Annotated in this window: 23 protein-coding genes; 8 read left to right on the forward strand and 15 right to left on the reverse strand. The window is 67.5% G+C overall.

What is annotated here, in order from left to right; genetic code table 11:
- The first annotated feature begins 155 nt into the window (after positions 1-155).
- A complete protein-coding gene (gene poxB, locus ACZ6IE_RS11135) occupies positions 156-1,886 on the forward strand; it encodes a ubiquinone-dependent pyruvate dehydrogenase (protein ID WP_464608009.1) in 1,731 nt (576 codons plus the stop codon).
- A gap of 326 nt (positions 1,887-2,212) precedes the next feature.
- Here poxB and ACZ6IE_RS11140 read toward each other — a convergent pair whose 3' ends face one another.
- The 4 genes from ACZ6IE_RS11140 to guaB form a co-directional block, all read right to left on the reverse strand.
- On the reverse strand, positions 2,213-4,120 hold the full coding sequence (locus ACZ6IE_RS11140; RefSeq protein ID WP_464608010.1) for a glycerol-3-phosphate dehydrogenase/oxidase: 1,908 nt from the start codon (positions 4,118-4,120) through the stop codon (positions 2,213-2,215).
- A 211-nt stretch (positions 4,121-4,331) separates the two neighbouring features.
- Positions 4,332-5,456, reverse strand: coding sequence for a GuaB3 family IMP dehydrogenase-related protein (locus tag ACZ6IE_RS11145; protein WP_464608011.1), 1,125 nt, complete (start codon positions 5,454-5,456; stop codon positions 4,332-4,334).
- A gap of 128 nt (positions 5,457-5,584) precedes the next feature.
- Positions 5,585-6,454 carry a hypothetical protein gene (locus ACZ6IE_RS11150; RefSeq protein ID WP_464608012.1) on the reverse strand — a complete coding sequence of 290 codons (870 nt, stop codon included), beginning with the start codon at positions 6,452-6,454 and terminating at the stop codon, positions 5,585-5,587.
- A 290-nt stretch (positions 6,455-6,744) separates the two neighbouring features.
- Positions 6,745-8,244, reverse strand: a complete 1,500-nt coding sequence (guaB, locus tag ACZ6IE_RS11155) for an IMP dehydrogenase (RefSeq protein ID WP_464608013.1) — start codon at positions 8,242-8,244, stop codon at positions 6,745-6,747.
- A gap of 370 nt (positions 8,245-8,614) precedes the next feature.
- Between guaB and ACZ6IE_RS11160 the strand changes: the two genes are divergently transcribed.
- The 6 genes from ACZ6IE_RS11160 (at position 8,615) to ACZ6IE_RS11185 (ending at position 14,190) form a co-directional block, all read left to right on the forward strand.
- Complete coding sequence (locus ACZ6IE_RS11160) at positions 8,615-9,889, forward strand: ABC transporter permease subunit (RefSeq protein WP_464608014.1); 1,275 nt, start codon at positions 8,615-8,617, stop codon at positions 9,887-9,889.
- A 10-nt stretch (positions 9,890-9,899) separates the two neighbouring features.
- The gene (locus ACZ6IE_RS11165) at positions 9,900-10,880 is read left to right on the forward strand and encodes a branched-chain amino acid ABC transporter permease (protein ID WP_464608015.1); all 981 of its coding nucleotides are present in this window, start codon (positions 9,900-9,902) and stop codon (positions 10,878-10,880) included.
- 43 nt (positions 10,881-10,923) lie between these two features.
- Positions 10,924-11,865 (forward strand): ABC transporter ATP-binding protein, encoded by a 942-nt coding sequence (locus ACZ6IE_RS11170; RefSeq protein ID WP_464608631.1) that lies wholly within the window; start codon positions 10,924-10,926, stop codon positions 11,863-11,865.
- Positions 11,862-12,698: an ABC transporter ATP-binding protein gene (locus ACZ6IE_RS11175; protein WP_464608016.1), complete on the forward strand. Its 837-nt coding sequence runs from the start codon at positions 11,862-11,864 to the stop codon at positions 12,696-12,698. Before ACZ6IE_RS11170 ends, ACZ6IE_RS11175 begins: the two co-directional genes overlap by 4 nt.
- A gap of 137 nt (positions 12,699-12,835) precedes the next feature.
- On the forward strand, positions 12,836-13,171 hold the full coding sequence (locus tag ACZ6IE_RS11180; protein ID WP_464608017.1) for a PadR family transcriptional regulator: 336 nt from the start codon (positions 12,836-12,838) through the stop codon (positions 13,169-13,171).
- Positions 13,168-14,190, forward strand: coding sequence for an HAAS signaling domain-containing protein (locus tag ACZ6IE_RS11185; RefSeq protein WP_464608018.1), 1,023 nt, complete (start codon positions 13,168-13,170; stop codon positions 14,188-14,190). Before ACZ6IE_RS11180 ends, ACZ6IE_RS11185 begins: the two co-directional genes overlap by 4 nt.
- Before the next feature lie 87 nt (positions 14,191-14,277).
- On the opposite strand, the gene ACZ6IE_RS11190 is transcribed toward ACZ6IE_RS11185, so the two are convergent.
- The 3 genes from ACZ6IE_RS11190 to groES form a co-directional block, all read right to left on the reverse strand.
- Positions 14,278-15,633, reverse strand: a complete 1,356-nt coding sequence (locus tag ACZ6IE_RS11190; protein ID WP_083710033.1) for an ABC transporter substrate-binding protein — start codon at positions 15,631-15,633, stop codon at positions 14,278-14,280.
- 129 nt (positions 15,634-15,762) lie between these two features.
- Complete coding sequence (gene rarD / locus ACZ6IE_RS11195) at positions 15,763-16,662, reverse strand: EamA family transporter RarD (RefSeq protein ID WP_464608632.1); 900 nt, start codon at positions 16,660-16,662, stop codon at positions 15,763-15,765.
- 323 nt (positions 16,663-16,985) lie between these two features.
- Positions 16,986-17,282: a co-chaperone GroES gene (groES, locus tag ACZ6IE_RS11200; RefSeq protein WP_077055127.1), complete on the reverse strand. Its 297-nt coding sequence runs from the start codon at positions 17,280-17,282 to the stop codon at positions 16,986-16,988.
- A 207-nt stretch (positions 17,283-17,489) separates the two neighbouring features.
- Between groES and ACZ6IE_RS11205 the strand changes: the two genes are divergently transcribed.
- Positions 17,490-18,692, forward strand: coding sequence for a class I SAM-dependent methyltransferase (locus tag ACZ6IE_RS11205; protein ID WP_464608019.1), 1,203 nt, complete (start codon positions 17,490-17,492; stop codon positions 18,690-18,692).
- On the opposite strand, the gene ACZ6IE_RS11210 is transcribed toward ACZ6IE_RS11205, so the two are convergent.
- The 8 genes from ACZ6IE_RS11210 to glmS form a co-directional block, all read right to left on the reverse strand.
- Positions 18,673-19,731, reverse strand: a complete 1,059-nt coding sequence (locus tag ACZ6IE_RS11210) for a DUF4190 domain-containing protein (protein ID WP_464608020.1) — start codon at positions 19,729-19,731, stop codon at positions 18,673-18,675. The genes ACZ6IE_RS11205 and ACZ6IE_RS11210 overlap by 20 nt on opposite strands.
- Before the next feature lie 119 nt (positions 19,732-19,850).
- Positions 19,851-20,909 (reverse strand): tRNA (adenosine(37)-N6)-threonylcarbamoyltransferase complex transferase subunit TsaD, encoded by a 1,059-nt coding sequence (tsaD, locus tag ACZ6IE_RS11215; RefSeq protein WP_464608021.1) that lies wholly within the window; start codon positions 20,907-20,909, stop codon positions 19,851-19,853.
- Entirely contained in the window at positions 20,906-21,424 is a 519-nt protein-coding gene (rimI, locus tag ACZ6IE_RS11220) for a ribosomal protein S18-alanine N-acetyltransferase (RefSeq protein WP_464608022.1), read from the reverse strand. The genes tsaD and rimI overlap by 4 nt, the downstream gene beginning before the upstream one ends.
- A complete protein-coding gene (tsaB, locus tag ACZ6IE_RS11225) occupies positions 21,421-22,023 on the reverse strand; it encodes a tRNA (adenosine(37)-N6)-threonylcarbamoyltransferase complex dimerization subunit type 1 TsaB (protein WP_464608023.1) in 603 nt (200 codons plus the stop codon). The genes rimI and tsaB overlap by 4 nt, the downstream gene beginning before the upstream one ends.
- 29 nt (positions 22,024-22,052) lie before the next feature.
- Complete coding sequence (tsaE, locus tag ACZ6IE_RS11230) at positions 22,053-22,517, reverse strand: tRNA (adenosine(37)-N6)-threonylcarbamoyltransferase complex ATPase subunit type 1 TsaE (RefSeq protein ID WP_464608024.1); 465 nt, start codon at positions 22,515-22,517, stop codon at positions 22,053-22,055.
- A complete protein-coding gene (alr, locus tag ACZ6IE_RS11235) occupies positions 22,514-23,623 on the reverse strand; it encodes an alanine racemase (RefSeq protein ID WP_464608025.1) in 1,110 nt (369 codons plus the stop codon). The genes tsaE and alr overlap by 4 nt, the downstream gene beginning before the upstream one ends.
- Before the next feature lie 4 nt (positions 23,624-23,627).
- The gene (locus ACZ6IE_RS11240) at positions 23,628-24,017 is read right to left on the reverse strand and encodes a holo-ACP synthase (RefSeq protein ID WP_464608026.1); all 390 of its coding nucleotides are present in this window, start codon (positions 24,015-24,017) and stop codon (positions 23,628-23,630) included.
- An 85-nt stretch (positions 24,018-24,102) separates the two neighbouring features.
- Positions 24,103-25,950: a glutamine--fructose-6-phosphate transaminase (isomerizing) gene (gene glmS, locus ACZ6IE_RS11245; protein WP_445996385.1), complete on the reverse strand. Its 1,848-nt coding sequence runs from the start codon at positions 25,948-25,950 to the stop codon at positions 24,103-24,105.
- Between the last annotated feature and the right edge of the window lies 1 nt (position 25,951).

Consider the following 25,951-nt stretch of genomic DNA (forward strand, 5'->3'; position numbering starts at 1 on the left):
CACCTGCCCTTTCCTCCGCCCGGCCTTCCGTCGCCGTGCCCGCCGTCGAAAATAACGTGGCAACCCCTCACATTCGATCGCTCGGTGTGATCGGATGGTGGTGGGCGATCAGCGCGGACCGCCCGACGAATCATCCGCACACGAAGGGCTGAAACATGGGCACGATCGCAGCGAACATCGTCGACACTCTGAAGGCATCGGGGGTGAGACGCGTCTACGGTCTGCCGGGCGATTCGCTCAACGGCTTCACCGATGCGTTGCGCGCCGACGGCGACCTGCAGTGGGTGCACGTGCGCCATGAGGAAGGTGCCGCGTTCGCCGCCTCGGCCGAGGCCGCCCTGACGGGTGAGCTGACCGTGTGCGCGGCCAGCTGCGGGCCCGGCAACACGCACCTCGTCAACGGGCTCTACGACGCGAACCGCTCTCGGGTGCCCGTGCTGGCCATCGCCGCCCACATCCCGAGTGCCGAGATCGGCTCGAACTATTTCCAGGAGACGCACCCGCAGGAGCTGTTCCGCGAGTGCAGCGTCTATTGCGAGCTCGTCTCCGATCCTGCCCAGATGCCGCGTGTGCTCGAGATCGCCATGCGCACGGCCATCGAGAAGAAGGGTGTCGCGGTCATCGTGATCCCGGGCGACATCCTGTTGAAGAAGGCCGATAGCCCGCGCACGGTGTCGATCCGCCCAACCCAGAGCTCGGTGCTGCCGTCGGCCGAGGGTCTCGCCGAGGCCGCGGCCCTCTTGAACAAGGGCGAGAAGGTCACGATTCTGGCCGGAGCGGGAGCCGCGGGTGCGCACGACGAGCTGTTGGCCCTGGCCGACACGCTGGGCGCGCCGATCGTGCACGCGTTGCGCGGCAAGGAGCATGTCGAATACGACAACCCCTTCGACGTCGGCATGACGGGTCTGCTCGGTTTCGCGTCGGGCTATCGCGCCATGGAGACGTGCGACACACTCCTCGTGTTGGGCTCCGATTTCCCGTACCAACAGTTCTTCCCCGAGAAGGCCGTCAAGATCCAGGTGGATGTCCGCGGCGAACAGCTCGGCCGCCGCACGCCGCTCACGCTGGGCCTCGTCGGAACCGTCAAGGACACCGCGGCGGCCCTCACCAACCTCGTCGAGCGCAAGAAGAAGCGTTCTCACCTCGAGGACGCCCTCAAGCACTACAAGAAGTCGCGCAAGGGCCTCGACGACCTGGCCGACAACGACCACAACCGCTCGCCCATCCACCCGCAATATCTGACGCGCCTGATCGACGAGCTGGCCTCTGACGATGCCGTCTTCATTCCGGATGTCGGCTCCCCCGTCACCTGGGCGGCGCGCTACCTGCACATGAACGGCAGGCGCCGCCTCATCGGATCGTTCAGCCACGGCACCATGGCGAACGCCGTGTCGCAGGGGCTGGGCGCACAGGCATCCCACCCCGATCGCCAAATCATCGCGCTGGCGGGCGACGGCGGCCTCACCATGCTCATGGGCGAGTTGCTGTCGCTGGTGCAGAACAAGCTGCCCGTCAAGATCGTCGTCTTCAACAACTCGTCGCTCAACTTCGTCGAGGTCGAGATGAAGGCCGCCGGCATCGTCAACTACGGCACCGACCTGGTCAACCCGAACTTTGCCGAGGTCGCGAAGGCCATGGGCATCCACGGCGTTCGCGTCGAGAAGCCCAACGACCTGTCTGAGGCGCTGCGCGAGGCCTTCGAGCACGACGGCCCGGCGCTCGTCGACGTCGTCACGGCGCGCCAAGAGTTGTCCATCCCGCCGACCATCACGGCCGAGCAGGCGAGCGGCTTCACGCTCTACGCGCTCCGCACCGTGCTCTCGGGCCGCGGCGACGAACTCGTCGATCTCGCCAACACCAACGTCCTGCGTCGCATCTTCGACTGACCAGCCTCACGGAACATCTTTTTCGCGTCTGAGATATTCCATCTGAACCATTCCCGCCGGAATATTCCATCTGGAATATAGACGAGACGTCACGGCTGGCGATGTCATACCGCGGTTTCACGCTCGCCGTCGCCACAACTACCCCGGTCTCCGCCCAATCTGGTCGCGGGAGAGGACTGTTCCGATTGGAATATTCCATCCGGAATAGTTCATCTGGAATAGTCCATCTGGAATAGGAAAATCGAGAAAAAGATGCCCGTGCCGGTTGGGCGTGAAAAGGGGGCGTGGCGCGCGCCTGCGCTCCCACGCCCCTGAGTCAGGTGCAGCTAGCTTTTTTCGACGCCGGATGTGTCGTTCTCGTGGCCCGGGTCGTCGGCCGTGCCGTCGGTGTCGCCGTGCGTGACCTCGTCGCGCGACGGCTCGTCGGCCGAGGCCTCGGCGGCAGACTCGTCGGGCTGCTGCGGGTCCTCGGCCGTCGAGACATCCGATTCGTGCGCACCGGACTGGATGTCGGGCGCCGCCAGACGGATCCGGTCCGCCGACTCGTCGTCGGGCTGCTCCTGCGAAGCACGCTCGGCTTCCACGCGCTTCAGGTAGTTGTCGATCTCGCGCTGCGTGCGCTCATCGTCCCAGCCGAGCGCCTCCTGCATGAGCTTGGCCGCGACCGGTGCCGCCGAAACGCCGCGATCCCAGGCCTCGATCGAAATGCGCGTGCGGCGGGCGAGCACATCCTCGAGGTGCAAGGCCCCCTCATGTGTGGCCGCATAGACGACCTCCGCCTGCAGGTAGTCGTCGGCGCCGGGCAGCGGCTCCTTCAACTCGGGGCGTTCGCGGATGAGGTCGAGCACCTCATCCGACAACACCCCGAAGCGGTTGAGCAGGTGCTCGACGCGCGTGGGGTGCACGTCGAACGCCTTCGCGATCTTCGCGCGCTTGTTCCACGCCGCCTGATAGCCCTCGGCCCCCAGCAGCGCCACGTTCTCGGTCACGCTCTCGGGGATCTTGCCGTCGAGAGCGGATGCCGCAGCATCCACCGCGTCCTTGGCCATGATCCGATACGTGGTCCACTTGCCGCCCGCGATCACCACGAGCCCCGGCACCGAATGCGCCACCAGGTGCTCGCGCGACAGCTTGGATGTCTGATCGCTCTCGCCCGCCAGCAGCGGACGCAGACCCGCGTAGACACCCTCGACATCGTCGCGCGTCAGCGGCACCGCGAGCACCGAGTTGACGTGCTCGAGGATGTAATCGATGTCGGCCGCCGTCGCGGCGGGGTGCGCCTTGTCGAGGTGCCAATCCGTGTCGGTCGTGCCGATCAGCCAGTGCCGGCCCCACGGGATGACGAACAACACGCTCTTCTCGGTGCGCAGCAGCAGACCCATGTTCGATTGGAAGCGGTCGCGCGGCACCACGAGGTGCACACCCTTCGACGCGCGCACCTTGAACTGCCCGCGCTCCCCCACCATCGACTGGGTGTCGTCGGTCCACACACCCGTCGCGTTCACGACCTGCTTCGCGCGCACCTCGAATCGCTCACCCGTCTCGAGGTCGTGCGCCTTGACGCCGACGACCCGCTGGCCGACCTTGAGGAATCCTTCGACCCGCACGCGGCTCGCGGCATGCGCGCCGTAGTAGGCGGCCGTGCGGACCACGGAGGCGCCATAGCGCGCGTCGTCGACCTGCGCGTCGTAATAGGTGAGCCCGCCGACGAACGCGTCCGAAGCGAGCGACGGGAGCGCCCGCTGCACGCCACGCTTAGAGAGGTGGCGGTGGTGCGGCACACCGGGCGGGCGTCCGCCCGTGTAAGAGAACAGGTCATAGAGCAACATGCCCGCGCCGATATAGAAACGCTCATAGAACCGCTTCTTCAGCGGGTAGAGGAAACGCACGGGCTTCACGAGGTGCGGCGCGATGCGCTGCAGGAGCAAGCCGCGCTCGGTCAGGGCCTCCCGCACCAGCCGGAAGTCGAGCTGCTCGAGATAGCGGATGCCGCCGTGCACCAGTTTCGACGACCGGCTCGACGTTCCCGACGACCAGTCCCTGGCCTCGAGAATTCCCGTCGACAGGCCGCGCGTCACGGCGTCGAGCGCACTGCCCGCGCCCACGATGCCGCCACCCACGACCAGGATGTCGAGCTCTTTCTCTTTCAGAGCGGCGATCGCCTGGGCGCGTTCCTCCGGCCCGAGCTTCGTCGTTCTGCCGTTGTCGTCTCGGCCGTGATTCGGATGCGCCATCGGAGTCCTCCTGGGTAACCGCCTGCCGCTTCCGCCGGATCGGTGACCGCCACGACAGGCGATGTCGGCCACGTTCCCGACGCTAATACGCGCGCGGCATGCGAACAAGCGCTTGTGCCGCACATCCGCTCACAGTATGAGGCCGCCGAAAACGCATGATGCCGGCCCCCGAAGGAGCCGGCATCACGAAGATTGCGCGAGAAACGTGAAGTTAGCTCACGCGGTAGGGCGCCACGACGACGTCGATGCGCTGGAATTCCTTGAGGTCGGAGTAGCCCGTCGTCGCCATCGAACGCCGCAGCGCGCCGACCAGGTTGGCCGTGCCATCGGCCGACGTCGCGGGGCCGTAGAGGACCTCTTCGAGCGTGCCGATCTGCTCGACGGGAACACGGTTGCCGCGCGGAAGCTTCGAGTGGTGCGCCTCGGCGCCCCAGTGGTAGCCCTGACCGGGTGCATCGGTCGACCGCGCGAGGGCGCTGCCCAGCATGACCGCGTCGGCGCCGCAGGCGATGGCCTTGACGATGTCGCCCGACGTGCCGAGGCCACCGTCGGCGATGACGTGCACGTAACGGCCGCCGGACTCGTCCATGTAGTCGCGGCGAGCGCCGGCGACATCGGCGACAGCTGTCGCCATGGGCGCGTGGATGCCGAGGGTCGCGCGTGTGGTCGACGCCGCTCCCCCGCCGAAACCGACGAGCACGCCGGCCGCGCCCGTGCGCATCAGGTGCAGCGCCGCGGTGTAGGTGGATGCCCCACCCACGATGACCGGAACGTCGAGTTCGTAGATGAACTTCTTCAGGTTGAGCGGCTCTTGGTTCTTCGAAACGTGCTCGGCCGACACCGTGGTGCCGCGGATGACGAACAGGTCGACACCGGCCGCGACGACCGTCTCGTACAGCTCTTGGGTGCGCTGCGGCGACAGCGCGCCGGCGACCGTGACACCAGCCGCGCGAATTTCGGCGAGGCGAGCCGTGACGAGCTCGGGTTTGATCGGCTCGGAGTAGATCTCCTGCATACGCGATGTGGCCTGGGCAGCGCTCAGCTGAGCGATCTCGGCCAGATAGGGCTCGGGGTTCTCGTAACGCGTCCACAGACCTTCGAGGTCGAGAACGCCGAGTCCGCCGAGCTGCCCCATCATGATGGCAGTGGATGGAGACACCACAGAGTCCATCGGCGCGGCCAGGAACGGGATGCCGAACTGGTACGCGTCGATCGACCAAGTGACGGACACGTCTTCGGGGTCGCGGGTGCGCCGCGAGGGCACCACGGCGATGTCGTCGAAGGCGTACGCGCGTCGGGCTCGTTTCGACACGCCGATTTCGTTTTCGTAGCTCACGCTCCTACCCTATCGTCGTCTCGATCACCGGGCCGATCGGCACCGATGCGCGAGCGGCCCACATCGCGCGCCGAAGCGAACGACGCGGGCCGCACCAATGGATGCCGTCGCCGAGCGACGGCCCGTTCCTACTTCTTGGCCGGAACGGGCTTGCCGCTGACGATCGTGTACTGACCGGGCGCGACCACAACGCCGTTCACCACAGTCCGTCCGCCGGGACGCACGGTGACGGCGGTGCCGTCCTGAACACCGCCCACCTCGCTGCTGCCGACGTCGAGCGTGCCCGAGAGCCAGCCCTGCGACGAGTTCGTGACGGGGACGGGCTTGACGGGGGTCGCCGGGGTGACGGGTTTCGCCGGGGTCACGGGCTTGGCAGGAACGACCGGCTTAGTGGGGGCGGGCTGTGCTGCGGCCGCCTTGTCCTTCGCTGCCTTCTCGGCAGCAGCCTGTGCGGCGGCAGCCTTCTTCTCGGCGGCAACCTTCGCAGCAGCAGCCTTCTTCTCGGCGGCAACCTTCGCAGCAGCAGCCTTCTTCTCGGCGGCAACCTTCGCAGCAGCAGCCTTCTTCTCGGCGGCAGCCTTGGCAGCGGCAGCCTTCGCAGCCGCAGCCTTCTCGGCCGACGTCGAACCGCTCACCGGAATCCCGTTGGCGTTGCCCGACGCGGAACCAGCAGCAGTGGAAGCGGCATTCGACGCAGCAGCGGAAGCGGCATTCGACGCAGCATTCGACGCAGCAGCGGAAGCGGCACCCGACACGCCAACCGACGAACCGGTGCCACGCGACGACGCAGACGCGGCAGCGTTCGAAGCGGCGCCGGACGAGGCGTTAGCCGCCGCCGAGGCCGCGGCCGTCGTAGCGGCGTTCGCTGACACGGACGCCGAAGCAGCCGCGCCGAAAGCGCTGTGCGAGACGGGCGCCGCGTGCACGGGCGCGAAGCTGGCGGCGGCGATCCCGCCGGCGAGGACGAGGGACGCGAGGGCTGAGGTTGACTTCTTCATAAATCTTCCTTTGAGGTTGAACGAGCGGGTTTCCATGGCCAGCCGGGCCGACCACGCCAGCAACTGTTCCGCCCACCCGACACCCCCACCTGGGAGCATCTTCAGGCCGGTTCGACGAACGCGACGGCGCCTCGCTACCCGTTGGTCGACCCGCCGACCAAACCCCCCAAACAGGCGTTCACCTGACCTAAAGCCGCATTTTCCCTCATCCACCCGCACCTCGCGCACAAAAATGCCCGGTCGGCGTGTCGGCCGACCGGGCATTCGCTCTCGCGCGAGGAAAACGACCGCTAGCGGTAGTTCGGAGCCTCGACCACGATCTGCACGTCGTGCGGGTGCGACTCTTTCAGGCCGGCCGGCGTGATGCGCACGAACTTGCCCTTCATCTTGAGCTCCTCGATCGAGCGGGCACCCACGTAGAACATCGACTGACGCAGGCCGCCGATGAGCTGGTAGGAGACCGCCGAAACGGGTCCGCGATAGGGAACCTGTCCCTCGATGCCCTCGGGGATGAGCTTGTCGTCGGAGGGGACATCCGACTGGAAGTAGCGGTCCTTCGAGTAGGACGTCTTGGTGCCGCGCGTCTGCAGAGCGCCGAGCGAACCCATGCCACGGTAGCTCTTGAACTGCTTGCCGCCCTGGAAGATCAGGTCGCCGGGGCTCTCGTCGGTGCCCGCGAGCAGCGAGCCCAGCATGACGGTGTCGGCGCCGGCGACGAGCGCCTTGGCGATGTCACCGGAGTACTGCAGGCCGCCGTCGGCGATTACGGGCGTTCCCGATTCGCGAGCTGCGAGGGATGCCTCGTACACGGCGGTCACCTGGGGCACGCCCACACCGGCCACGACGCGCGTGGTGCAGATGGACCCCGGCCCGACGCCCACCTTGATGGCATCCGCACCGGCGTCGATGATCGCCTGAGCACCCGAACGCGTCGCCACGTTGCCGCCGATGATGTCGACGGCCGCGAAAGCCGGGTCTTTCTTCAGCTTGCGGATGACATCGAGCACACCCGCGGAGTCGCCGTTGGCCGTGTCGACAACGAGCACGTCGACGCCCGCCTCGAGCAGGGCGCCGGCACGCTGCCACGCGTCACCGAAGAAGCCGATGGCGGCACCGACGCGCAGGCGGCCCTCGTCATCCTTGGTGGACAGCGGGTACTGCTCGGTCTTGACGAAGTCCTTGACCGTGATGAGGCCCTTGAGCTTGCGGCGCTCGTCGATGAGCGGCAGCTTCTCGATGCGGTGCTGGGCCAGCAGGGCCATGGCCTCGTCGGAGGAGACACCCACCGGGGCCGTGACGAGGTTCTCGCTCGTCATCACGTCGCGCACGAGCGTCGTGGCCTTTTCAAACGGGGAGACGAAGCGCATGTCGCGGTTGGTGACGATGCCCACCAGCACGCCCTCACCGTCGACGACGGGCAGACCAGAAACGCGGAATTGTCCGCAGAGCGCATCGACCTCGGCCACCGTTGCGGTGGGCGTGGTCGTGACGGGGTTGGTGATCATGCCAGATTCGCTGCGCTTGACGCGGTCGACCTGGTCGGCCTGGTCTTGGATCGACAGGTTGCGGTGCAGGATGCCGATTCCACCCTCGCGGGCCATGGCGATAGCCATGCGCGCCTCGGTGACAGTATCCATGGCGCTCGAGAGCAAGGGGGTATTCAACCGGATGCGCTTGGTGAGACGCGATGACGTCTCGGCTTCACTGGGGATGACGTCGGTGTGCCCGGGCAGAAGCAGCACATCGTCGTAGGTGAGACCGACAAAACCGAAGGGATCCGGCTGATCCATCATTTCTCTTTTCCATGTTCGAGGCCGAGCAGAAGGCGGATTCACACCTCTGGGGATCCGGTACTTAATACTAAACGAGCTGTACCCCCTTGTATTCCTCGGCCGCAGGCCCCACTATCGGGCAGTGGCCGTCAAAGTGGACGGGGTGAAAAAAACGAGTGCTGTGCCGGAAACATATTCGACACATACCCGCTGTAGCGTCGGCCACCAGTCAGCGCACGAAGACGGAAACTGGGGGCGACCGCCCTCCCGTCTCACACAATGGAGGTGCAGCTTGGGCCGTTCACGACCACACGCGATGGTGGGTCGCCTCGCCCTGGTATTTGCCAGTGTCCTATCCGTCTGTTTCGCTCTCGTCGTCAGTATCGGCATGCCGGCCGCCAGCGCCTCTGCGGCCGCTCCGGCATCCGTCGACACCGTGCACCTGTCGGCGACCCCGGCGCCCAGCCCGGAACCCACGAGCGACTTCACCAGCACCTTCACGGTGTCGGGAATCATCAAGTCCGGGGACGAGGGCGTCGCGGATGTCGATGTCGCCGTCTCGGGCAACGGATTCGACGAAACCGTCAGCACCAACGATCAGGGCCGCTGGACGGTGAACGTTCCCGAAGCCGGCACCTACACGGTCGAGCTCGACGAGTCGACCCTGCCCGACGGGGTCGCCCTGCGCGATGGCACAGAGGCCAGCAAGGAGATCACGCTCGCCCAGACGAACTCGGTCAGCGTGCTGTTCCCCACGGGTGAGGACACCCGGCAGACCACCGGGTTCGGCGAACAGCTGCTCATCCGAATCGTCGCCGGCCTCAACTTCGGCCTGCTTCTCGCCCTCGCCGCCATCGGCATCACGCTGATCTTCGGCACGACGGGCCTCAACAACTTCGCCCAGGGCGAGATGGTCACGTTCGGCGCCATCATGTCGTGGGTGTTCGGGGTGCTGCTCGGCCTCAACATCGTCGTGGCGACTATCGTCGCCGTGCTGCTGGGCGCCGTCTTCGGCTATCTGAACGACGCCGTGCTCTGGAAACCCTTGAGGCGCAGGGGGGTGAGACTCGTGCAGGCCATGGTGGTGTCCATCGGCCTGTCGATCGTGCTGCGCTACGTCTACCTCTTCAACATCGGCGGTCAGACGAAGACCATGAACGTGGGGCTCTCGACGCCCGTCATCATCGGTCCGCTGCGTCTGACGATCGCCACGCTCATCAGCATGGGCCTCAGCGTCGTCGTGTTGCTGGCGGTCGGATACTTCCTCACCCGCACGCGCATCGGTAAGGCCACGCGCGCCGTGTCGGACAATGCGTCGCTCGCCGCCGCATCCGGCATCAACGTCGACCGCATCATCCGCATCGTGTGGATCCTGGCCGGCGCCCTGTCGGCCCTGGCCGGTGTGATGTTCGCGCTGTACCGCCAGGTCTCGTGGGACATGGGCTTCCAGATCCTGCTGATGATGTTCGCCGCCGTCACGCTCGGCGGCCTCGGAACGGCCTTCGGGGCGCTCATCGGCTCGATCGTCGTCGGCCTGTTCGTCGAACTCTCGACGCTCGTGCTGCCGCCCGACCTGAAGTACGCCTCGGCTCTCGTCGTTCTCATTCTCGTTTTGCTCGTTCGCCCGCAGGGCATACTCGGCCGCCGCGAGCGGATCGGTTAGGGAGATACTCATGGACTGGGGAAATATTCTCGGCAATGCGGCGGGCGAGCTGATCAGCCCGACCACCGCCGCCTACGCCCTCGCGGCCATCGGCCTCAACATCCACTTCGGCTACACGGGTCTGCTCAACTTCGGTCAGGCAGCCTTCATGCTCGTCGGAGCATATGCGTTCGCCATCTCGGTTCTCACGTTCGGTGCGCCACTGTGGGTGGCCGTGCTGGCCGCGATCCTGGCATCCGTTCTGTTCGCCTTCGTGCTCGGTATTCCGACGCTGAGGTTGCGGGCCGACTATCTGGCCATCGTGACCATCGCGTCGGCCGAGATCATGCGCTTCGTGGTCACCACCACGGGCCTCACGGATGTCACGGGCGCCGCCAACGGACTCAGCAACTTCTCGAGCGGCTTCTACGCCATCAACCCGCTGCCCGACGGCCGCTACGGCTTCGGCCCGTTCGTCTACTCGGCGGATCAGTGGTGGGTGCGCCTCGTCGGCTGGGGCGTCGTGCTCATCGCCACGCTGCTCGTGTTCCTGTTGATGCGCAGCCCGTGGGGCCGTGTCGTCAAGGCCGTTCGCGAAGACGAGGATGCCGTGCGCGCCCTCGGCAAGAACGTCTACTCCTACAAGATGCAGGCGCTCGTGCTCGGTGGCGTCTTCGGCTCACTGGCCGGCGTGATCTTCATCCTGCCGCGTGCCGTTCAGCCCGCGAACTATGGAACGGCACTCACGTTCTTCATCTGGACGATCATGCTCCTCGGTGGGGCGGCGACCCTCTTCGGCCCGATCGTCGGCGCCATGATCTTCTGGGTCGTGCTGTCGCTCACGCAGGGCATCCTCTATGGACTCATCGATGTCGGCATCCTGTCGTTCATCTCGACCAGCCAGGCCGGCCAGATCCGGTTCATCCTCGTGGGCCTCGCGCTCATGCTGCTGGTGATATTCAGGCCACAAGGCATTTTCGGTAACAAGAAGGAGCTGTCGTTCAGTGTCTGATCACTCGTCTTCTGCAGCAACGCCCACGGGCACGGCGACCTCCGTGCTCGAACATCCGCTCGTCGACGGCCCCGTCGGCCCCGGATGCCGCAAGACCGACCCCATCGTGATCGCCGACGGCGTGACGCGGCAGTTCGGGGGCCTGACGGCCGTCGACGTCGAGCACGTCGAGATCCCGCGCGGCCAGATCACGGCCCTCATCGGACCGAACGGCGCCGGCAAGACCACGCTCTTCAACCTGCTGACGGGTTTCGACAAGCCCAACACGGGCACGTGGCAGTTCGACGGCAAGTCGCTCGCGGGCGTCTCTGCCTACAAGGTGTCGCGCTCGGGCATGGTGCGCACGTTCCAGCTGACCAAGTCCCTCGGCCGCCTCACCGTGCTGCAGAACATGCTGCTCGGTGCGCAGAAGCAGAAGGGCGAGAACCTGTTCCGTGCCCTGTTCCGCGCGCTGTGGAAGGGTGAAGAGGCCGAGATCACGACCAAGGCCGAGGAACTGCTCGCGCGCTTCAAGCTCGACGAGAAGTCCGAGGACTACGCGGCATCCCTGTCGGGCGGCCAGCGCAAGCTGCTCGAGATGGCACGCGCCCTCATGACCAACCCCCGCCTCGTCATGCTCGACGAGCCCATGGCCGGCGTCAACCCGGCGCTCACGCAGTCGCTCCTCGGTCACATCAAGGACCTGAAGAGCGAGGGCATGAGCGTGCTCTTCGTCGAGCACGATATGCACATGGTTCGTCACATCTCGGACTGGGTCATCGTCATGGCCGAGGGCAAGATCGTGGCCGAGGGGCCGCCCGAGAAGGTCATGGAGGACCCGGCCGTGATCGACGCCTACCTGGGCGCACACCACGACACCGACCTCGGCGACATCGACGGGCCCAACCCGGTCGAAGAGGCCGAGAAGGCCGCGGCCGCGCGTCACGCCGACGACCACGCCGGACACGCTGGCACCGAACACAAGCACGGGAAGGACGAGGCATGAGCCACGCAGCCGAGCCGGATGCATCCGGAACCCCCACGACGGCGGGCGCCCCGACAACGGGCACCTCGACCACCGGCACCGCGACCGCCGACCGCGCCGTCATCCGCACCGATGTGCTCGTCGCCGGCTACCTGCCGGGCGTCAACATCTTGAACGGATGCAGCATCGAGGCCATGCCCGGTGAGCTCATCGGCATCATCGGCCCCAACGGCGCCGGAAAGTCGACGCTGCTGAAGGCCATCTTCGGGCAGGTGAACGTGCGCTCCGGCACCGTGCACCTGAACGGCGAAGACATCACGGGGCTCAAGGCCGACAAGCTCGTGGCCAAGGGTGTCGGCATGGTGCCGCAGAACAACAACGTGTTCCCCGGTCTGACGATCGAAGAGAATCTCGAGATGGGCATCTTCCAGAAGCCCAAGCTGCTGAACGAGCGCATCGACTTCGTCACGACGCTGTTCCCCGAGCTCGGCAAGCGCCGCAAGCAGCGCGCCGGGTCGCTGTCGGGCGGCGAGCGCCAGATGGTGGCCATGGGTCGCGCGCTCATGATGGAGCCGAGCGTTCTGCTGCTCGACGAGCCCTCCGCCGGCCTCTCCCCCGTGCGCCAGGACGAGACGTTCCTGCGCGTCAAGCAGATCAACAAGACGGGCGTCTCGGTCATCATGGTCGAGCAGAACGCGCGCCGCTGCCTGCAGATCTGCGACCGCGGCTACGTGCTCGACCAGGGACGCGACGCCTACACGGGCACCGGCCGCGACCTCATGAAGGACCCCAAGGTGATCGAGCTGTATCTCGGCACCTTGGCCGCCGATCAGGATGCGGCGCGGGGGATCTAGCCCCGAGCATCCCCCCACGCGTTGCGCGACCCGCGACGCAGGAAGCCCCGACCGCGTGCACGGTCGGGGCTTCTTTGTGCGCGCCGGGCTGTCACCTCTCGTTGACATACTGTGTGGCACACACTAACGTGTGGCACATGCAAGACAAGGATGCGACGTACTTTCAGGAGCTCAGGCGCGGAACGGCCGTGCTCGCCTGCCTGCTGGCGCTACGCACGCCCAACTACGGCTACGCCCTGCTCGAGCACCTCGAGGCCGCGGGCATCGAGGTCGAGGGCAACACGCTCTACCCGCTGCTCCGGCGCCTCGAGGCCCAGGGCCTGCTCACGAGCGAGTGGAACACCGACGAGGCCCGTCCGCGCAAGTTCTACCGCACGAGCCAGGAGGGCGTCGATCTCGCCCACCGCCTGGCCGACGATTGGGAGCGGCTCACCGACTCGCTCCGGCACCTGATCGAAGGGACCGCACGATGAACACCTCCGCCTCCACTTCCCCCCCTGCCGGCGCCGCCGGCACTGGCAACGCTGCCACCTCCGGGGTCACCCTCACCGACCGTTATGTCTGGGCCGTCGTGCGCGCGCTCCCCGAGTCACAGCGCGCCGACGTCGAACGCGAATTGCGCGCCAGCATCACGGACGCCCTCGAGGCGCGCCTGGAGGGCGGTGAGGACGCCTCACGCGCCGAGCGCGACATCCTGAGCGATCTCGGCGAACCCGCCCGTCTGGCGGCCCGCTACGCCGATCGGCCGCTGCACCTCGTCGGCCCCGAGTACTACCTGGCCTGGAAGCAGCTGCTCATCCTTCTGCTGGCCATCGTCATGCCGCTCGCGGCCGTCGCCTCGGCCACCATCCAGGCACTCACGGGCGCGACGTTCGGCGGCGTCATCGGCTCGGCCATCGGGCTCGCGATCTCGGCCGGCGTGCACGTCGCGTTCTGGACCACGCTCGCCTTCGTCATCGTCGAGCGCACGCGCACCGAGAGGTCGCCCCTCGTGCCGTTCTCGCTCGACACCCTGCCTCAGCCCCCGCGCGCCGGGCAGCCGGGCCTCGCGGGCTTCGTCTGCACGACCGTGTTGTTGGCGGCGTGGATCGCGGCGCTCATCGGGCAGCAGTTCTGGCCGTTCGTGACCGACGCGTCGGGCGAGACCGTCCCGGTTCTCGCACCCGCGCTGTGGCCGCTGTGGGTCGGCGTCTTCGTCTTGCTCGCGCTTCTCGAGATCGTCTGGGCGTATGCGCTGTGGTCGACGGGCCGATACACCCGGATGCTGTTCCTCACCAGCGCGGCACTGTCCGTCGCCTTCGCCGTGATCGCCTCCATCCTTCTCACCCAGGATGTGATCAACCCCGAGTTCGCGCGCGCCGTCGGCATCGCCGAGTGGACGGGCCGCGGCAAGGTCGTCAACATCGTCGTGGCCATCGCGGTCGGCGCACTCGCCGCATGGAACATCGTGGATGTCTGGATGAGGTACTCGGCGTCGCGCAAACAGCCCTGACGAACCAACAGCACCGACGCGACGCGGAAACACGAACGGGCCGGGCCTCCGTGAGGAGACCCGGCCCGAGACCGTTGCAGTTGTGCCTTACTTGAGCGAGCCGAACTCGACGTTCAGCGGGGCGTAGGTGTTGTCCTTGCCGTACTGGTAGATGCCCATGTACGCCTCGGTGGGGTCACCGTTGTCGTCGAACGTGATCGGACCGGAGATGCCGTCGTAGTCGATGTCGGTGCCGGCTGCGAGCAGGTCGGCGCACTCTTCGAAGGCCGTGCACTTGGTGCCGCCCTCCGAAACATCCTTCAGCTTCGACTGGATGGCCGGGCCCGTGGCGTCACCGGCGGCGATCGCGGCGAGACCCATGAGGATCACGGCGTCGTACGACTCGGCGGAGTAGCTGTAGTCGGCCAGGTCGGGGTCGACACCCAGCAGCTTCGACTTGAAGTCATCCTCGGCGAACACACCGGGCAGGGTGCCCTTGGCGCAGTTGAGGAGGCCCTTGTCGAAGTCCTTCGAGTAGTCGGACAGGTTTCCGTCGACGAAGTACGTCTGGCCGCCGGAGAAGCCCTTGGTGCCGACGAGCTCGGGCATGATGACCTTCGTCTGGTCGAAGGCGATCACGGCGATGGCGTCGGGGTCTTCGGCCAGGACGGCGTCGATCTGGGCGCTGAACTGGCTGTCACCCTCGTTGAAGGCCTCGGATGCGACAACCTTGCCGCCGGCTGCCTCAATAGCCTGCGTCACGTTCTCGGTCAGTCCGGTGCCGTAGGCATCGTTCAGGTAGATGATGCCGACGTTCTCGTTGCCGTCGCCCACGATGGTGTTGCCGAGCACGCGGCCCTGCAGCACGTCGGAGGGGGCGGTGCGGAAGTAGTAGCCGCCATCGGGGTAGTCGCTGAATTCGGGGGCCGTGTTGGCCGGCGAGATCTGCACGACCTGAGCCTGCGTCACCTGGTCGATGAACGTCTTGGTGACACCCGAGGATGCCGCGCCGACGATGCCCGAAACGCCTTGGCTGAGCAGGTCGGTGGCCGACTGGGTGGCGATGTCGGTGGTGGTGTCACCGGAGTCGCGGTTGATGATCTCGACGTTGCCGCCGAGGACGCCGTCCTTCGACGCGTTGATGTCGTCGGCGGCGAGCTGCACACCGGCGATCTCGGGCGGGCCGAGGAAGGCGAGGCTACCGGTCGTCGGCAGGATGGTGCCGATCTTGAGTTTGGTGTCACGAGCAACGGCCGCCGCGGGTTCTGCGGGGCTGAGGTTCGGAGTCGAGGTGGCCGCGTCGGGCCCGCACGATTCGGCCGAGGCGGAAGAGGTCGTCTCCTCGCCGGACCCACCGCTCGAACACGCGGTCAGCACGAGAGCTGACACGGTGAAGGCGGCGATACCCGCTGCGTAGCGCAGCGGCTTCTTGCGAATGGAACTAAGTGGCGCTGTGTTGCTCATGGTGCTCCTTATGACGTCGCTGATGTAAGGGCACGACAACTGCGAAGGTGCCGTTAGGTCACGTTAAAGGCGGGAAGGTTCCGCCACGTTCCGGTCATGTTACGCGCGTGTAACGCTCTGGGGGAAGGTTTATTTGCGCTGGCGTTTTGTGGCCACTATCGCGTCGACGCTGAGAATGACCAGCGCGACCCAGACCAGGCCGAATCCGACCCATCGCTCGAGGGGCATGGCCTCGTGCAGGATCGCCACACCGACGGCGAACTGGATGATGGGCGCCACGTATTGGATGAACCCCATCCAGACGAGCGGCAACCGCCGGGCGGCCGAGGCGAAGAACAGCAGCGGAACGGCCGTGATGACACCGGATGCGATGAGCAGCAGCGTGTGCCAGATGCTCACGTTTCCGAACGTGATGCCCGTCGTGAGCCCCACGATGACGAGTTGCACGATGGCGACGGGTGCGAGCCACACGGTCTCGAGTGCGAGGCCCGACACGGCATCCACCGACCCGCCGACGCGCTTCTTGATGAGACCGTAGAAGCCGAACGAGAAGGCGAGCACGAGCGAGATCCACGGCAGACGGCCGTAACCGATCGTGAGCACGACGACGGCGAGGATGCTGATGCCGACCGCCAGCCACTGCGACACGCGCAGCCGCTCTTTGAGTAGGAGCACGCCGAGGAAGATTGTGACGATGGGGTTGATGAAGTAGCCGAGCGCCGCCTCGACGACGTGCCCCGTGAGGGTCGCGATGACGTAGGTCTGCCAGTTGGCATAGATGAAGAGGCCCGCGAGCCCCATGGTGAAGAGGATGCGCGGCTGCTTCACGACGGCCACGAAGGGCTTCCACGCGCGCGTGACGGCGATGAGGATGGCGCAGAAGACGAGCGAGAACAGGATGCGGAGCGCGACGACCTCCCACGGGCCGGCGGGCACGAGCGTAAGGAAGTAGAGGGGCAGCACACCCCAGAGGCCGTAGGCGGACACGGCGTAGATGAGGCCGGCGCGGCGGTTCGAGGCGTCGGTCAGGGCGGGGGCCGTGGCTTTCTCGGCCGCGCCGCCGGATGACTGGGGCGCGGCGCTCGAGGCGGCGTTCGAGGCGGCTCCGGGCGCGGCGGCGGGGGTGTTCGAGAGGTTCAGGTCGAAGTCGACCTCTGACGGGTCCGAGGGGTTCTGCACTCTCTCGATGTTAGACCCGGGTTCGGGCCAGGTCGCGCGTCGGAACGGTCACGCGTGCGCACGTTCCTGCCAGGCGACAGCGCCCCGACACGCGACAACGCCCCGGTGCCGAAGCAGCCGGGGCGTTGCGGTGGTTCTGGTGCGCGGCGGTGATGCCGCGCCGGGGGTCGTCGTTATCGGACGATGACCGCGAGCACGTCGCGAGCCGAGAGCACGAGGTAGTCGTTGCCGTCGAACTTCACTTCGGTTCCGCCGTACTTGGAGTAGATGACGCGGTCGCCGGTGGCGACGTCGAGAGGAACGCGGTTGCCGTTGTCGTCGATGCGGCCGGGGCCGACGGCGACGACTTCGCCCTCCTGGGGCTTTTCTTTGGCGGTGTCGGGGATGACGAGACCGGAAGCAGTGGTCTGCTCGGCTTCGACCTGCTTGATGACGATGCGATCCTCGAGCGGCTTGATGGAGACCGACACGGTTGACCTCTTTCTGAACAACGTACGAAATGGACTGGTGGCCCGATGGACGTGAGGCCCGGCGGGCGTTAGCACCCTCACTGCGAGAGTGCTAATGCCAGTGTAGGCAACCGGCTGGCACTCGTGCAACGTGAGTGCCAATTATTGCGGCGATCCGAGCCCGGTCGTCTGATCTCGGCCCGGGAAGGTTGACGGTAGGTTGACGAGGTGGAGAAAACCGAGCTCGTCGAACTTCTGACCCCCGCAGGCCTCACGCTACTCGACTCGATCGACGTCGATGCGTTGGCGTCCGATCCGGTGACGACTGTCGCCCGGTTACGCGAGGCGGGCCATGCACCGGCGCTCGTACAGGCCGTGCTCACGCAGGCGCGGTTGCGCCGCAAGGCCGTCACCAAGTTCGGTGATTTCGCGAGCCGCATGTTGTTCACCGAGGCGGGGCTCGAGCAGGCCACCCGGTTGCGCGTCGCGGCAGTGCACGCGGGGCGGTTCCAGGCGGCCGGCATCCGTTCGGTTGCCGATCTGGGGTGCGGCAACGGGGGCGACGCGATGGCTCTGGCCGCGCTCGATCTCGAGGTCACCGCTGTCGATTCCGACGAGGTGACGGCGGTCGTGGCGAGCTACAACCTGGCGCCGTTCCCGTCGGCGCGGGCCGAGCACGGCGATGCGGCGGCTTTCGATGTGGATGCCGTCGATGCGGTGTTCTTCGACCCGGCCCGGCGCACGGCGGGGCACCAGAACACGTCGCGGTTGACGAAACCGTCGGACTATTCGCCGTCGCTCGATCTGGTCTTCGATGTCGCGTCGCGCATGCCGACGGGTGTGAAGCTCGGCCCCGGGTTCGATCGCGATCTGATTCCGGCCGAGGCCGAGGCGCAGTGGGTGAGCGTCGACGGTCAGGTGGTCGAGATGGGTTTGTGGTTCGGCTCGCTGGCTCGCGCGGGTGTGCGTCGCGCGGCCCTGGTGTTGTCGGCAGCGGGCAGCGACGAGTTGGTGGCCGATGCCGACAGCGCCGACGTGGACGTGCGTGAGCTCGGCGAGTTCGTCTACGAACCGGATGGCGCGGTCATCCGTGCGCGTCTGATCGGTCAGCTGGCGTCGCGGGTCGGCGCGGGCATGGTGAGCGACGGGATCGCTTATCTGACGGGTGACGAGGCCGTGCAGACGCCTTTCGCGTCGGTGTTCCGGGTGCTCGAGCGGTGGCCGCTCGACGAGAAGCGCATCAAGCGTGAGCTGAAGGAGCGCGGCGTGGGCACCGTCGAGATCAAGAAACGTGGTGTGGATGTCGACCCCGCCGCATTCCGCAAACGCTTGGCCCCGAAGGGCCGCGGCTCGGCGACCCTCATCTTGACCCGGGTCGCCGGCCGCCACACGGCGCTTCTCGTGGAGCGCGTTACTGCAGATAGTCGATGATCGTCAGGATGCTGTAGGCCAGCCAGGCGAGCGACAGCAGCGTTCCCACGCCGCCCGTCACCACCGCGGCGAGCGCCATGCCCGATGCGTGCGGTTCCTTGCGGCGGGCGCGCAGGCCGAGCACGAGCGCGACGATGGCGACAGGCAGCGTCCATCCGAAGATGATGCCGCCGATCACGCCGATGACGCCCAATACGACACCCGTCGTGGCGAGCGGATGCCCGGGCTTCGACGGCTTCGAGGGGATCGCGTTGGCCGCGGCGATGCCCTGGTCATAACCGGGATAGGCGCCGTAGCCGGCCGGAGCTTGCGTGGGCGCGCCGTAGGCCGCCTGGCCGCTGGATTGAGGCTGGCCGTACTGCTGCGGCTGGCCCGGGTACTGCGCCGGGCCGGGGTTCTGCGTCTGGCCGTACTGCTGCGGTTGAGTCGGGTAGTGCGCGTAGCCGGGGTTCTGCGGCTGTTGCGTGGTCTGCTGGCCCGAAGGCTGAGCAGTCGCCGAGGCCTGGCCGTACTGCTGCGGTTGTCCATACTGCTGCGGCTGTCCATACTGCTGCGGCTGACCATAAGCCGGCACGTTCCCGCCGGGCTGCCCCGATGCGGCCGACTGTTCGCGCGGCTGCGGCTGCGGCTGCGGCTGGCCATATTGCTGAGCTGGCTGCCCGTACACCGGCGACGACCCCGATGCCTGGTCTCGCTGCCCGGCCGACTGCGGCTGAGCATTCTGCGACGACTGCTGGCCGTAGCCCTGTGACTGCCCATACTGCTGCGGCTGGCCATACGAGTGGGAGGGGCCGTTCTGCTGCGGCTGGCCATACTGCGGCGGCTGGCCATAGGACTGCGATTGCCGGTAAGGCGGCTGCGGCGCCCCGCCCTGCTGCCACGTCGGCGCCGGCTGCCCAGGAGCCTGCCCGTTCGCGCCAGGAGCCTGCCCGTTCGCGCCGGGAACCTGGCCGTTCACCGCGGGGGCCTGCCAGCCCTGCTGCGGCTGCGTCTGCGGCGGCACGGGCGGCTCGCCCTGGGGACGTTGTTCGTCGGTCATGAGGTCTCCTTAGCCGGGCGTCTGCCGCCGGGTCTAGCGTATTGAGTTCCCGACCCAGACTCCACCGACGGGGCCGCCTGTGGATAACTCCGAGCGCACCGTCCGCGCAGGGCCTCGCCTCAGCGCACCTGGATCTCGGTCACGGGCAGCGACGAGTCGGCCGGGAAGTCGAGCGTCGACGGAGCGTGCCCGTTCATGATCAGCTGCGCCCCGAGCTCGGCGATCATGGCCCCGTTGTCGGTGCACAGCGACAGCGGCGGAATCCTCAGCTGCACCCCGGCGGCCTGAGCCCGCTCTGCGGCCAGCTCGCGCACGCGGGCATTCGCGACCACGCCTCCGCCCAGCAGCAGACGAGGCACGTCGTAGTCGTGGCACGCCGCGATGGCCTTGGTCAGCAGGACATCCGCCACGGCCTCACGAAAACTTGCCGCGACATCCGCCACCGGCACCTCTTCGCCGTCGTCACGTTTCTTCTCGACCCAGCGCGCCACGGCCGTCTTCAACCCCGAGAACGAGAAGTCGTAGCGGTGTTTCTCGAGGTCTTTCGGCAGCGTCAAACCGCGCGGAAAACGAATCGCTTTCGGGTCTCCGGATGCCGCCACGCGGTCGATCTGCGGCCCGCCCGGGTAGGGCAGCCCGAGCACGCGGGCAACCTTGTCGAAGGCCTCCCCGGCCGCGTCGTCGATTGTCTCGCCCAGCAGCTCGACGTCGCTCACGAGGTCGCGCACGAGCAGCAGCGACGTGTGCCCGCCCGACACGAGCAGCGCCACGGTCGGGTACTCGAAGGCGTCCCCCGCGGGGTCGAGGATGTCGGCGCCCACGTGTCCGACGAGGTGGTTCACGGCGTAGAGCGGCTTGTCGAGCGACACGGCGAGCGCCTTGGCCGCGCCGATCCCCACCATGAGCGCACCAGACAGCCCCGGGCCCGACGTGACGGCGATCGCGTCGAGGTCGTGCAGGCTGATGCCCGCCTCGGCGACGGCCTCGTGAATCGCGGGAACGATGGCCTCGAGGTGCGCCCGCGCGGCGACCTCGGGCACAACGCCGCCGTACCGCGCGTGTTCATCCATGGACGACGCGATGGTGTTGCTGAGCAGTTCGCGGCCGCGCACGATGCCGATGCCGGTTTCGTCGCACGACGTCTCGATGCCCAGGACGAGCGGGTTGTCGGTGTTCACGCGGGTGCCTCCGTGGCGGTGATCTCGTGGCCGACCGCCAGGCCGGGTTGCGGCTCGGGGACGGTGAGTTTCATGACGACGGCGGCGACGTCATCCGGTTGGTAATAGTGCGGCCGCACCGCGATGGGCACGAAACCGAGGCTCTCGTAGAGGCCCTGCGCGACCGGATTGTCTTCGCGCACCTCGAGAAAAACCTCTGAGACGCGACGGCGCCGCGCCTCACCCAGGAGAGCGCCCATGAGCACGCGGCCGAGGCCCCGGCGTCGTGCGTGTTCGGCCACGGCGATGGTCTGCACGTCGCCGTCGCGCGATCCGGCTGGGGCGAGGAAACCGGCGTAGCCGTCGATGGCGTCGGGCGTTTCGGGATGGAAGGCGACCACGTAATAGGTGTGCGGCGACGCGACATCCGCTCGCATCATCTCGTCGCTCCACGCGTCGGTCTCGAACACGCTCGTCTCGATGGCCATGATGGCCGCAACGTCGTCGACCGTGGCGCGTCGCAGCTGCCAGGTCACGCCGTCACCCGCTTGGGGCCCGCCGACAGTGTCACATCGGGCGAGCGCAGGTAGAGCGGTTCGTCGGCGGGGAAGGGCAGCCCGGCCGCATATCGTCGTTCGGCCACCATTCCGAGGGCGCCGGCCGACACGGATGTCGCATCCACCCGGTTGGCGGCTTCGGGCAGGTCGTCGGGCTTCGCCAGGGCAGGCCCCTGCACGCGCGTATCTGCATCACTGTAGGTGGAGTAGTACCGCTCGCGGCGGCGCGCATCTGTCACGACGAGCAGCTCGCCCGTTCCGCCCGCCTCGTACCACTCGGCGGCGATGGCGTCGTGGCTGACCATGGGCACGAGCGGTTTGCCGGCGCCGAGCGCGAACACCCGGGCCGCGGCGATGCCGATGCGCAGACCTGTGAAGGGCCCGGGGCCCATTCCCGCCACGACACCCGACAACTCGTCGATCGAGACATCCGCCTCGGCGAGCACATCGCGGATGAGTGCGCCCACGACCTCGGCGTGGCGCATGGTGTCGGCCTCGCCGCGTTCGGCGATCACGCCGCGTTCGAGGTCGACGACGGCGACGCTCGTTCCGATGGAGGAATCCAGGACCAATAGCACTCCCCCAGCCTACCTTCGGGGCGCTGGCCTCATTCGGCCGAGGCCGCGTGTGCCGCCCGCCGCTCGATGCGCACGCGGCGCACGTCGGTGGGGCGCTCGATGCGCACCTCGTACCAGGCGTCGGCCACGCCATCCAGCATGCCGCTGCCCCACTCGACAACCACGACCGAGCGCTCGAAGTCGATGTCGAGGTCGTCGAGTTCGAGCGCACTGCCCAGGCGGTAAGCGTCGACGTGCACGAGCGGCGGTCCGCCGACGAGCGAGGGGTGGGTGCGCGCGAGCACGAACGTGGGGCTGGTCACGGGCCCGCGGATGCCGAGGCCCTCGCCAATGCCGCGACTCAACGTGGTCTTCCCCGCGCCGAGGGGGCCGTCGAGCACCACCAGGTCGCCCGCCCGCAGCAGCCCCGCGAAGCGGATGCCGAGCTCGTGCATGTCCTCGGCCGTCGGCACCTCGGCGTCGAACGGCAGCACGAGCGCTTCTGGCCCGCTCACGAGCGGTATTCCTTCCGCACCCGCGGCCCGATCCGCGTCACGATCTCGTAGTTGATGGTGTCGGCGGCGTCGGCCCAGTCATCCGCCGTCGGTTCGCCGTCTCGCCCCGCACCGAACAGCACGACCTCGTCGCCGACGGCCACCTCGTCCGACCCCACGTCGACGACGAACTGGTCCATCGCCACGCGCCCCGCCACGGTGTAGCGGCGGCCGTTGATCCAGACGGGTCCCCGATTCGAGGCGTGCCGCGGGATGCCGTCGGCGTAGCCCAATGGCACGAGCGCGAGCCGTGTGGGCGCTTCGGTGCGGTACGTGTAGTTGTAGGAGACGCCGGCTCCGGCATCCACGGTTCTGACCGCCGCCACGCGCGCCGACAGCCGCATCACGGGCACGAGACCGAGGTCGGCCGACGACCGGTCGTCGAAGGGGCTGAGGCCGTAGAGACCGACGCCCAGCCGGATCATGTCGTAGCGCGATTCGGGCAGGTCGATCGCGGCCGCCGTCGCCGCCGCGTGCAGCAGGGTGGGTCGCAAACCGGCCTGAGCGGCCAAGCGGATGCCGCGCTCGAAGCAGGCCAGGGCGGCGCGATCTTCCTCGGGCGACGTGTTCGACACGTGCGTGAACAACCCGTGTACGCGCAACAGCCCGTCCGATTCGAGCGCCTGGGCCCGCGCGAACAGGGCGTCCCACTCGTACTCGGAGGCGCCGTTGCGGCTCAGACCCGTCTCGAGCTTCAGCTGCACGACGGCCGGTCGCTCGCGGGATGCCGCGGCCGCCACGCGCTCCAACTGCGACGCCGACGACACACCGATCTCGATGCCCGCATCCAACGCCTCGTCGAAGGCGACATCGGGCCCGTGCAGCCAGCAGAGGATCGGCGCCTCGATGCCCGCCGCCCGCAGCGCCAGCGCCTCGTCGAGGTCGGCCGTGCCCAGGTAGTCGGCTCCGGCCGCGACCGCTGCGCGCGCCACCTCGACGGCACCGTGGCCGTAGGCATCCGCCTTCACGACCGTCAGCACCTTGACGTCGCCGACGATCTCGCGCACACGGCGCAGGTTGGCGCCGACCGCGGCAAGGTCGATGGTGGCGCTTCGGAAGTCGGTCATGGTGTTATTTTGCCTCAGCTTCTGGGGCCCGCTCGGCGGGCGAGTGACGCTCGGCCACGACGAATGCCATCGCGGCGCCACCGTCGTGGCTCATCGAGAGGTGCACGACGTCGATTCCGCGCGCGGCGACACGTTCGGCCGTGCCGCCCGTGAAGCGGAACGTCGGGTCGCCCTCTGGGCCGTTCGACACCTCGATCTCGAGCCAGCGGATGCCGTCCGACGAGCCGAGCGCCTTGATCAAAGCTTCCTTCGCGGCGAACCGCCCGGCCAGCGACCGCAACGGTTTCTCCCGCTCGGCCGCCGTGAACAGGCGCTCCTTCAAACGCGGCGTGCGCGACACCGAGCGCTCGAAACGCGCCAGATCGACGAGGTCGACGCCGATTCCGACGATCATCGCGCACCTCCGGGAGCGGCTACTGACGTGACGGCCGACGACGGGAGGTCGCCGACGCGAGACCGGCGACCCACATCCATCTCGGTTATTCGACGGTGACGGACTTGGCCAGGTTGCGCGGCTGGTCGACGTCGAGACCCTTGGCCGTCGACAGTTCCATCGCGAAGATCTGCATCGGGATGACGGCCAGCAGCGGTTCGAACAACGGCGCGGCGAGCGGGATGCGCAGCACCTCGTCGGCGAACGGCAGCACCGCGGCGTCGCCCTCTTCGGCGATCGCGATGATGCGCGCGCCACGGGCCCGGATCTCCTGGATGTTCGAGACGACCTTGGCGTGCAGCATGGCCGATCCGCGGGGGCTCGGCACGATGACGAAAACGGGCTGGCCGGGCTCGATCAGGGCGATCGGTCCGTGCTTCAGCTCGCCGGCCGCGAAGCCCTCGGCGTGGATGTAGGCCAGCTCCTTGAGCTTGAGCGCGCCCTCGAGCGCGATCGGGTAGCCCACGTGACGGCCGAGGAACAGAACGGCGCGGCTGTCGGACATCCAGTGCGCGAGCTCGCCGATGACCTTCTTCTCGTCGAGCACGAAGCGGATCTTCTCGGGGATCGAGCGCAGCTCCTCGACCTGCTCGGCGAGGAACTCCGGCGTCTGCGTGCCACGGATGCGTGCGAGGTGCAGCGCGAAGAGGTAGAGGGCCGTGATCTGGGCGACGAAGGCCTTGGTCGATGCGACGGCGACCTCGGGGCCCGCGTGCGTGTAGACGACGGCATCCGATTCGCGCGGGATGGTGGCGCCCTGCGTGTTGCACACGGACAGCGTCTTGGCGCCCGACTCGCGCGCGAACTTGACGGCCATGAGCGTGTCCATGGTCTCGCCCGACTGGCTGATCGAGACGACGAGCGTGCGCGGCGTGATGACGGGTTCGCGGTAGCGGAACTCGTGGCTGAGCTCGACGTCGACGGGTATGCCGGCCCACTTCTCGAGCGCGTACTTGCCCACCATGCCGGCATAGGCGGCCGTGCCGCAGGCGATCACGACGATGCGGTCGATGTCGCTGAAGAGCTGGTCGAGGTCGGCGAGTTCGGGGATGACGATCTGCCCGTCCTCGATGCGACCGCGCAGAGTGTTGGCCACCGCATCGGGCTCTTCGTCGATCTCCTTGGCCATGAAGCTCGGCCATCCGCCCTTCTCGGCGGCCGCGGCATCCCACTGCACCTCGAAGGCTTCGACCTCGACGGGCGCGCCGTCGAAGTCCGTGACGGTGACCGACTCGGGTGTGATGGTGACGATCTGGTCCTGGCCGATGGCGAGGGCGCGGCGCGTGAAGGCGACGAAGGCCGCTACATCCGAACCGAGGAAGTTCTCGCCGTCGCCCAGGCCGATGACGAGGGGCGAGTTGCGGCGGGCTCCGACGACCACGCCGGGCGAGTCCTGGTGCACGGCGAGGAGCGTGAAGGCGCCCTCGAGGCGCGAGACGACCGAGCGGAACGCCTCTTCGAGGTTGCCGACGCGGCGGTATTCGCGGCCGATCATGACGGCGGCGACCTCGGTGTCGGTCTCGCTCTCGAACGTGAAGCCCTCGGCCAGCAGCTCGGTCTTCAGCGTGTTGAAGTTCTCGATGATGCCGTTGTGGATGAGGGCCAGGCGGCCGTCGTCGCCCAGGTGCGGGTGCGCGTTGCCGTCGGTGGGGCCGCCGTGCGTGGCCCACCGCGTGTGCCCGATGCCGGTGTGCCCGGCGGGCAGGGGGTCGGCCTGGATGTCGTCGACCAGAACCTTGAGCTTGCCGGCACGTTTGCGCGTGTGCATGGCCCCGTCGTCGTCGATCACAGCCACACCCGCGGAGTCGTATCCGCGATATTCGAGGCGGCCGAGACCGGTGAGCAAGACATCAAGTGAGTCGCCGTTTCCGACGTATCCAACGATTCCACACATG

The sequence above is a fragment of the Okibacterium sp. AC114 genome (assembly GCF_979253355.1).

Bases quoted from the DNA above. Each gene is read 5' to 3' on its own strand.
- poxB (WP_464608009.1), top strand. From the start codon at position 156: ATGGGCACGATCGCAGCGAACATCGTCGACACTCTGAAGGCATCGGGG.
- ACZ6IE_RS11140 (WP_464608010.1), bottom strand. From the start codon at position 4,120: ATGGCGCATCCGAATCACGGCCGAGACGACAACGGCAGAACGACGAAG.
- ACZ6IE_RS11150 (WP_464608012.1), bottom strand. From the start codon at position 6,454: ATGAAGAAGTCAACCTCAGCCCTCGCGTCCCTCGTCCTCGCCGGCGGG.
- guaB (WP_464608013.1), bottom strand. From the start codon at position 8,244: ATGGATCAGCCGGATCCCTTCGGTTTTGTCGGTCTCACCTACGACGAT.
- ACZ6IE_RS11160 (WP_464608014.1), top strand. From the start codon at position 8,615: ATGCCGGCCGCCAGCGCCTCTGCGGCCGCTCCGGCATCCGTCGACACC.
- ACZ6IE_RS11165 (WP_464608015.1), top strand. From the start codon at position 9,900: ATGGACTGGGGAAATATTCTCGGCAATGCGGCGGGCGAGCTGATCAGC.
- ACZ6IE_RS11175 (WP_464608016.1), top strand. From the start codon at position 11,862: ATGAGCCACGCAGCCGAGCCGGATGCATCCGGAACCCCCACGACGGCG.
- ACZ6IE_RS11180 (WP_464608017.1), top strand. From the start codon at position 12,836: ATGCAAGACAAGGATGCGACGTACTTTCAGGAGCTCAGGCGCGGAACG.
- ACZ6IE_RS11185 (WP_464608018.1), top strand. From the start codon at position 13,168: ATGAACACCTCCGCCTCCACTTCCCCCCCTGCCGGCGCCGCCGGCACT.
- ACZ6IE_RS11190 (WP_083710033.1), bottom strand. From the start codon at position 15,633: ATGAGCAACACAGCGCCACTTAGTTCCATTCGCAAGAAGCCGCTGCGC.
- ACZ6IE_RS11210 (WP_464608020.1), bottom strand. From the start codon at position 19,731: ATGACCGACGAACAACGTCCCCAGGGCGAGCCGCCCGTGCCGCCGCAG.
- alr (WP_464608025.1), bottom strand. From the start codon at position 23,623: ATGACCGACTTCCGAAGCGCCACCATCGACCTTGCCGCGGTCGGCGCC.
- ACZ6IE_RS11240 (WP_464608026.1), bottom strand. From the start codon at position 24,017: ATGATCGTCGGAATCGGCGTCGACCTCGTCGATCTGGCGCGTTTCGAG.
- glmS (WP_445996385.1), bottom strand. From the start codon at position 25,950: ATGTGTGGAATCGTTGGATACGTCGGAAACGGCGACTCACTTGATGTC.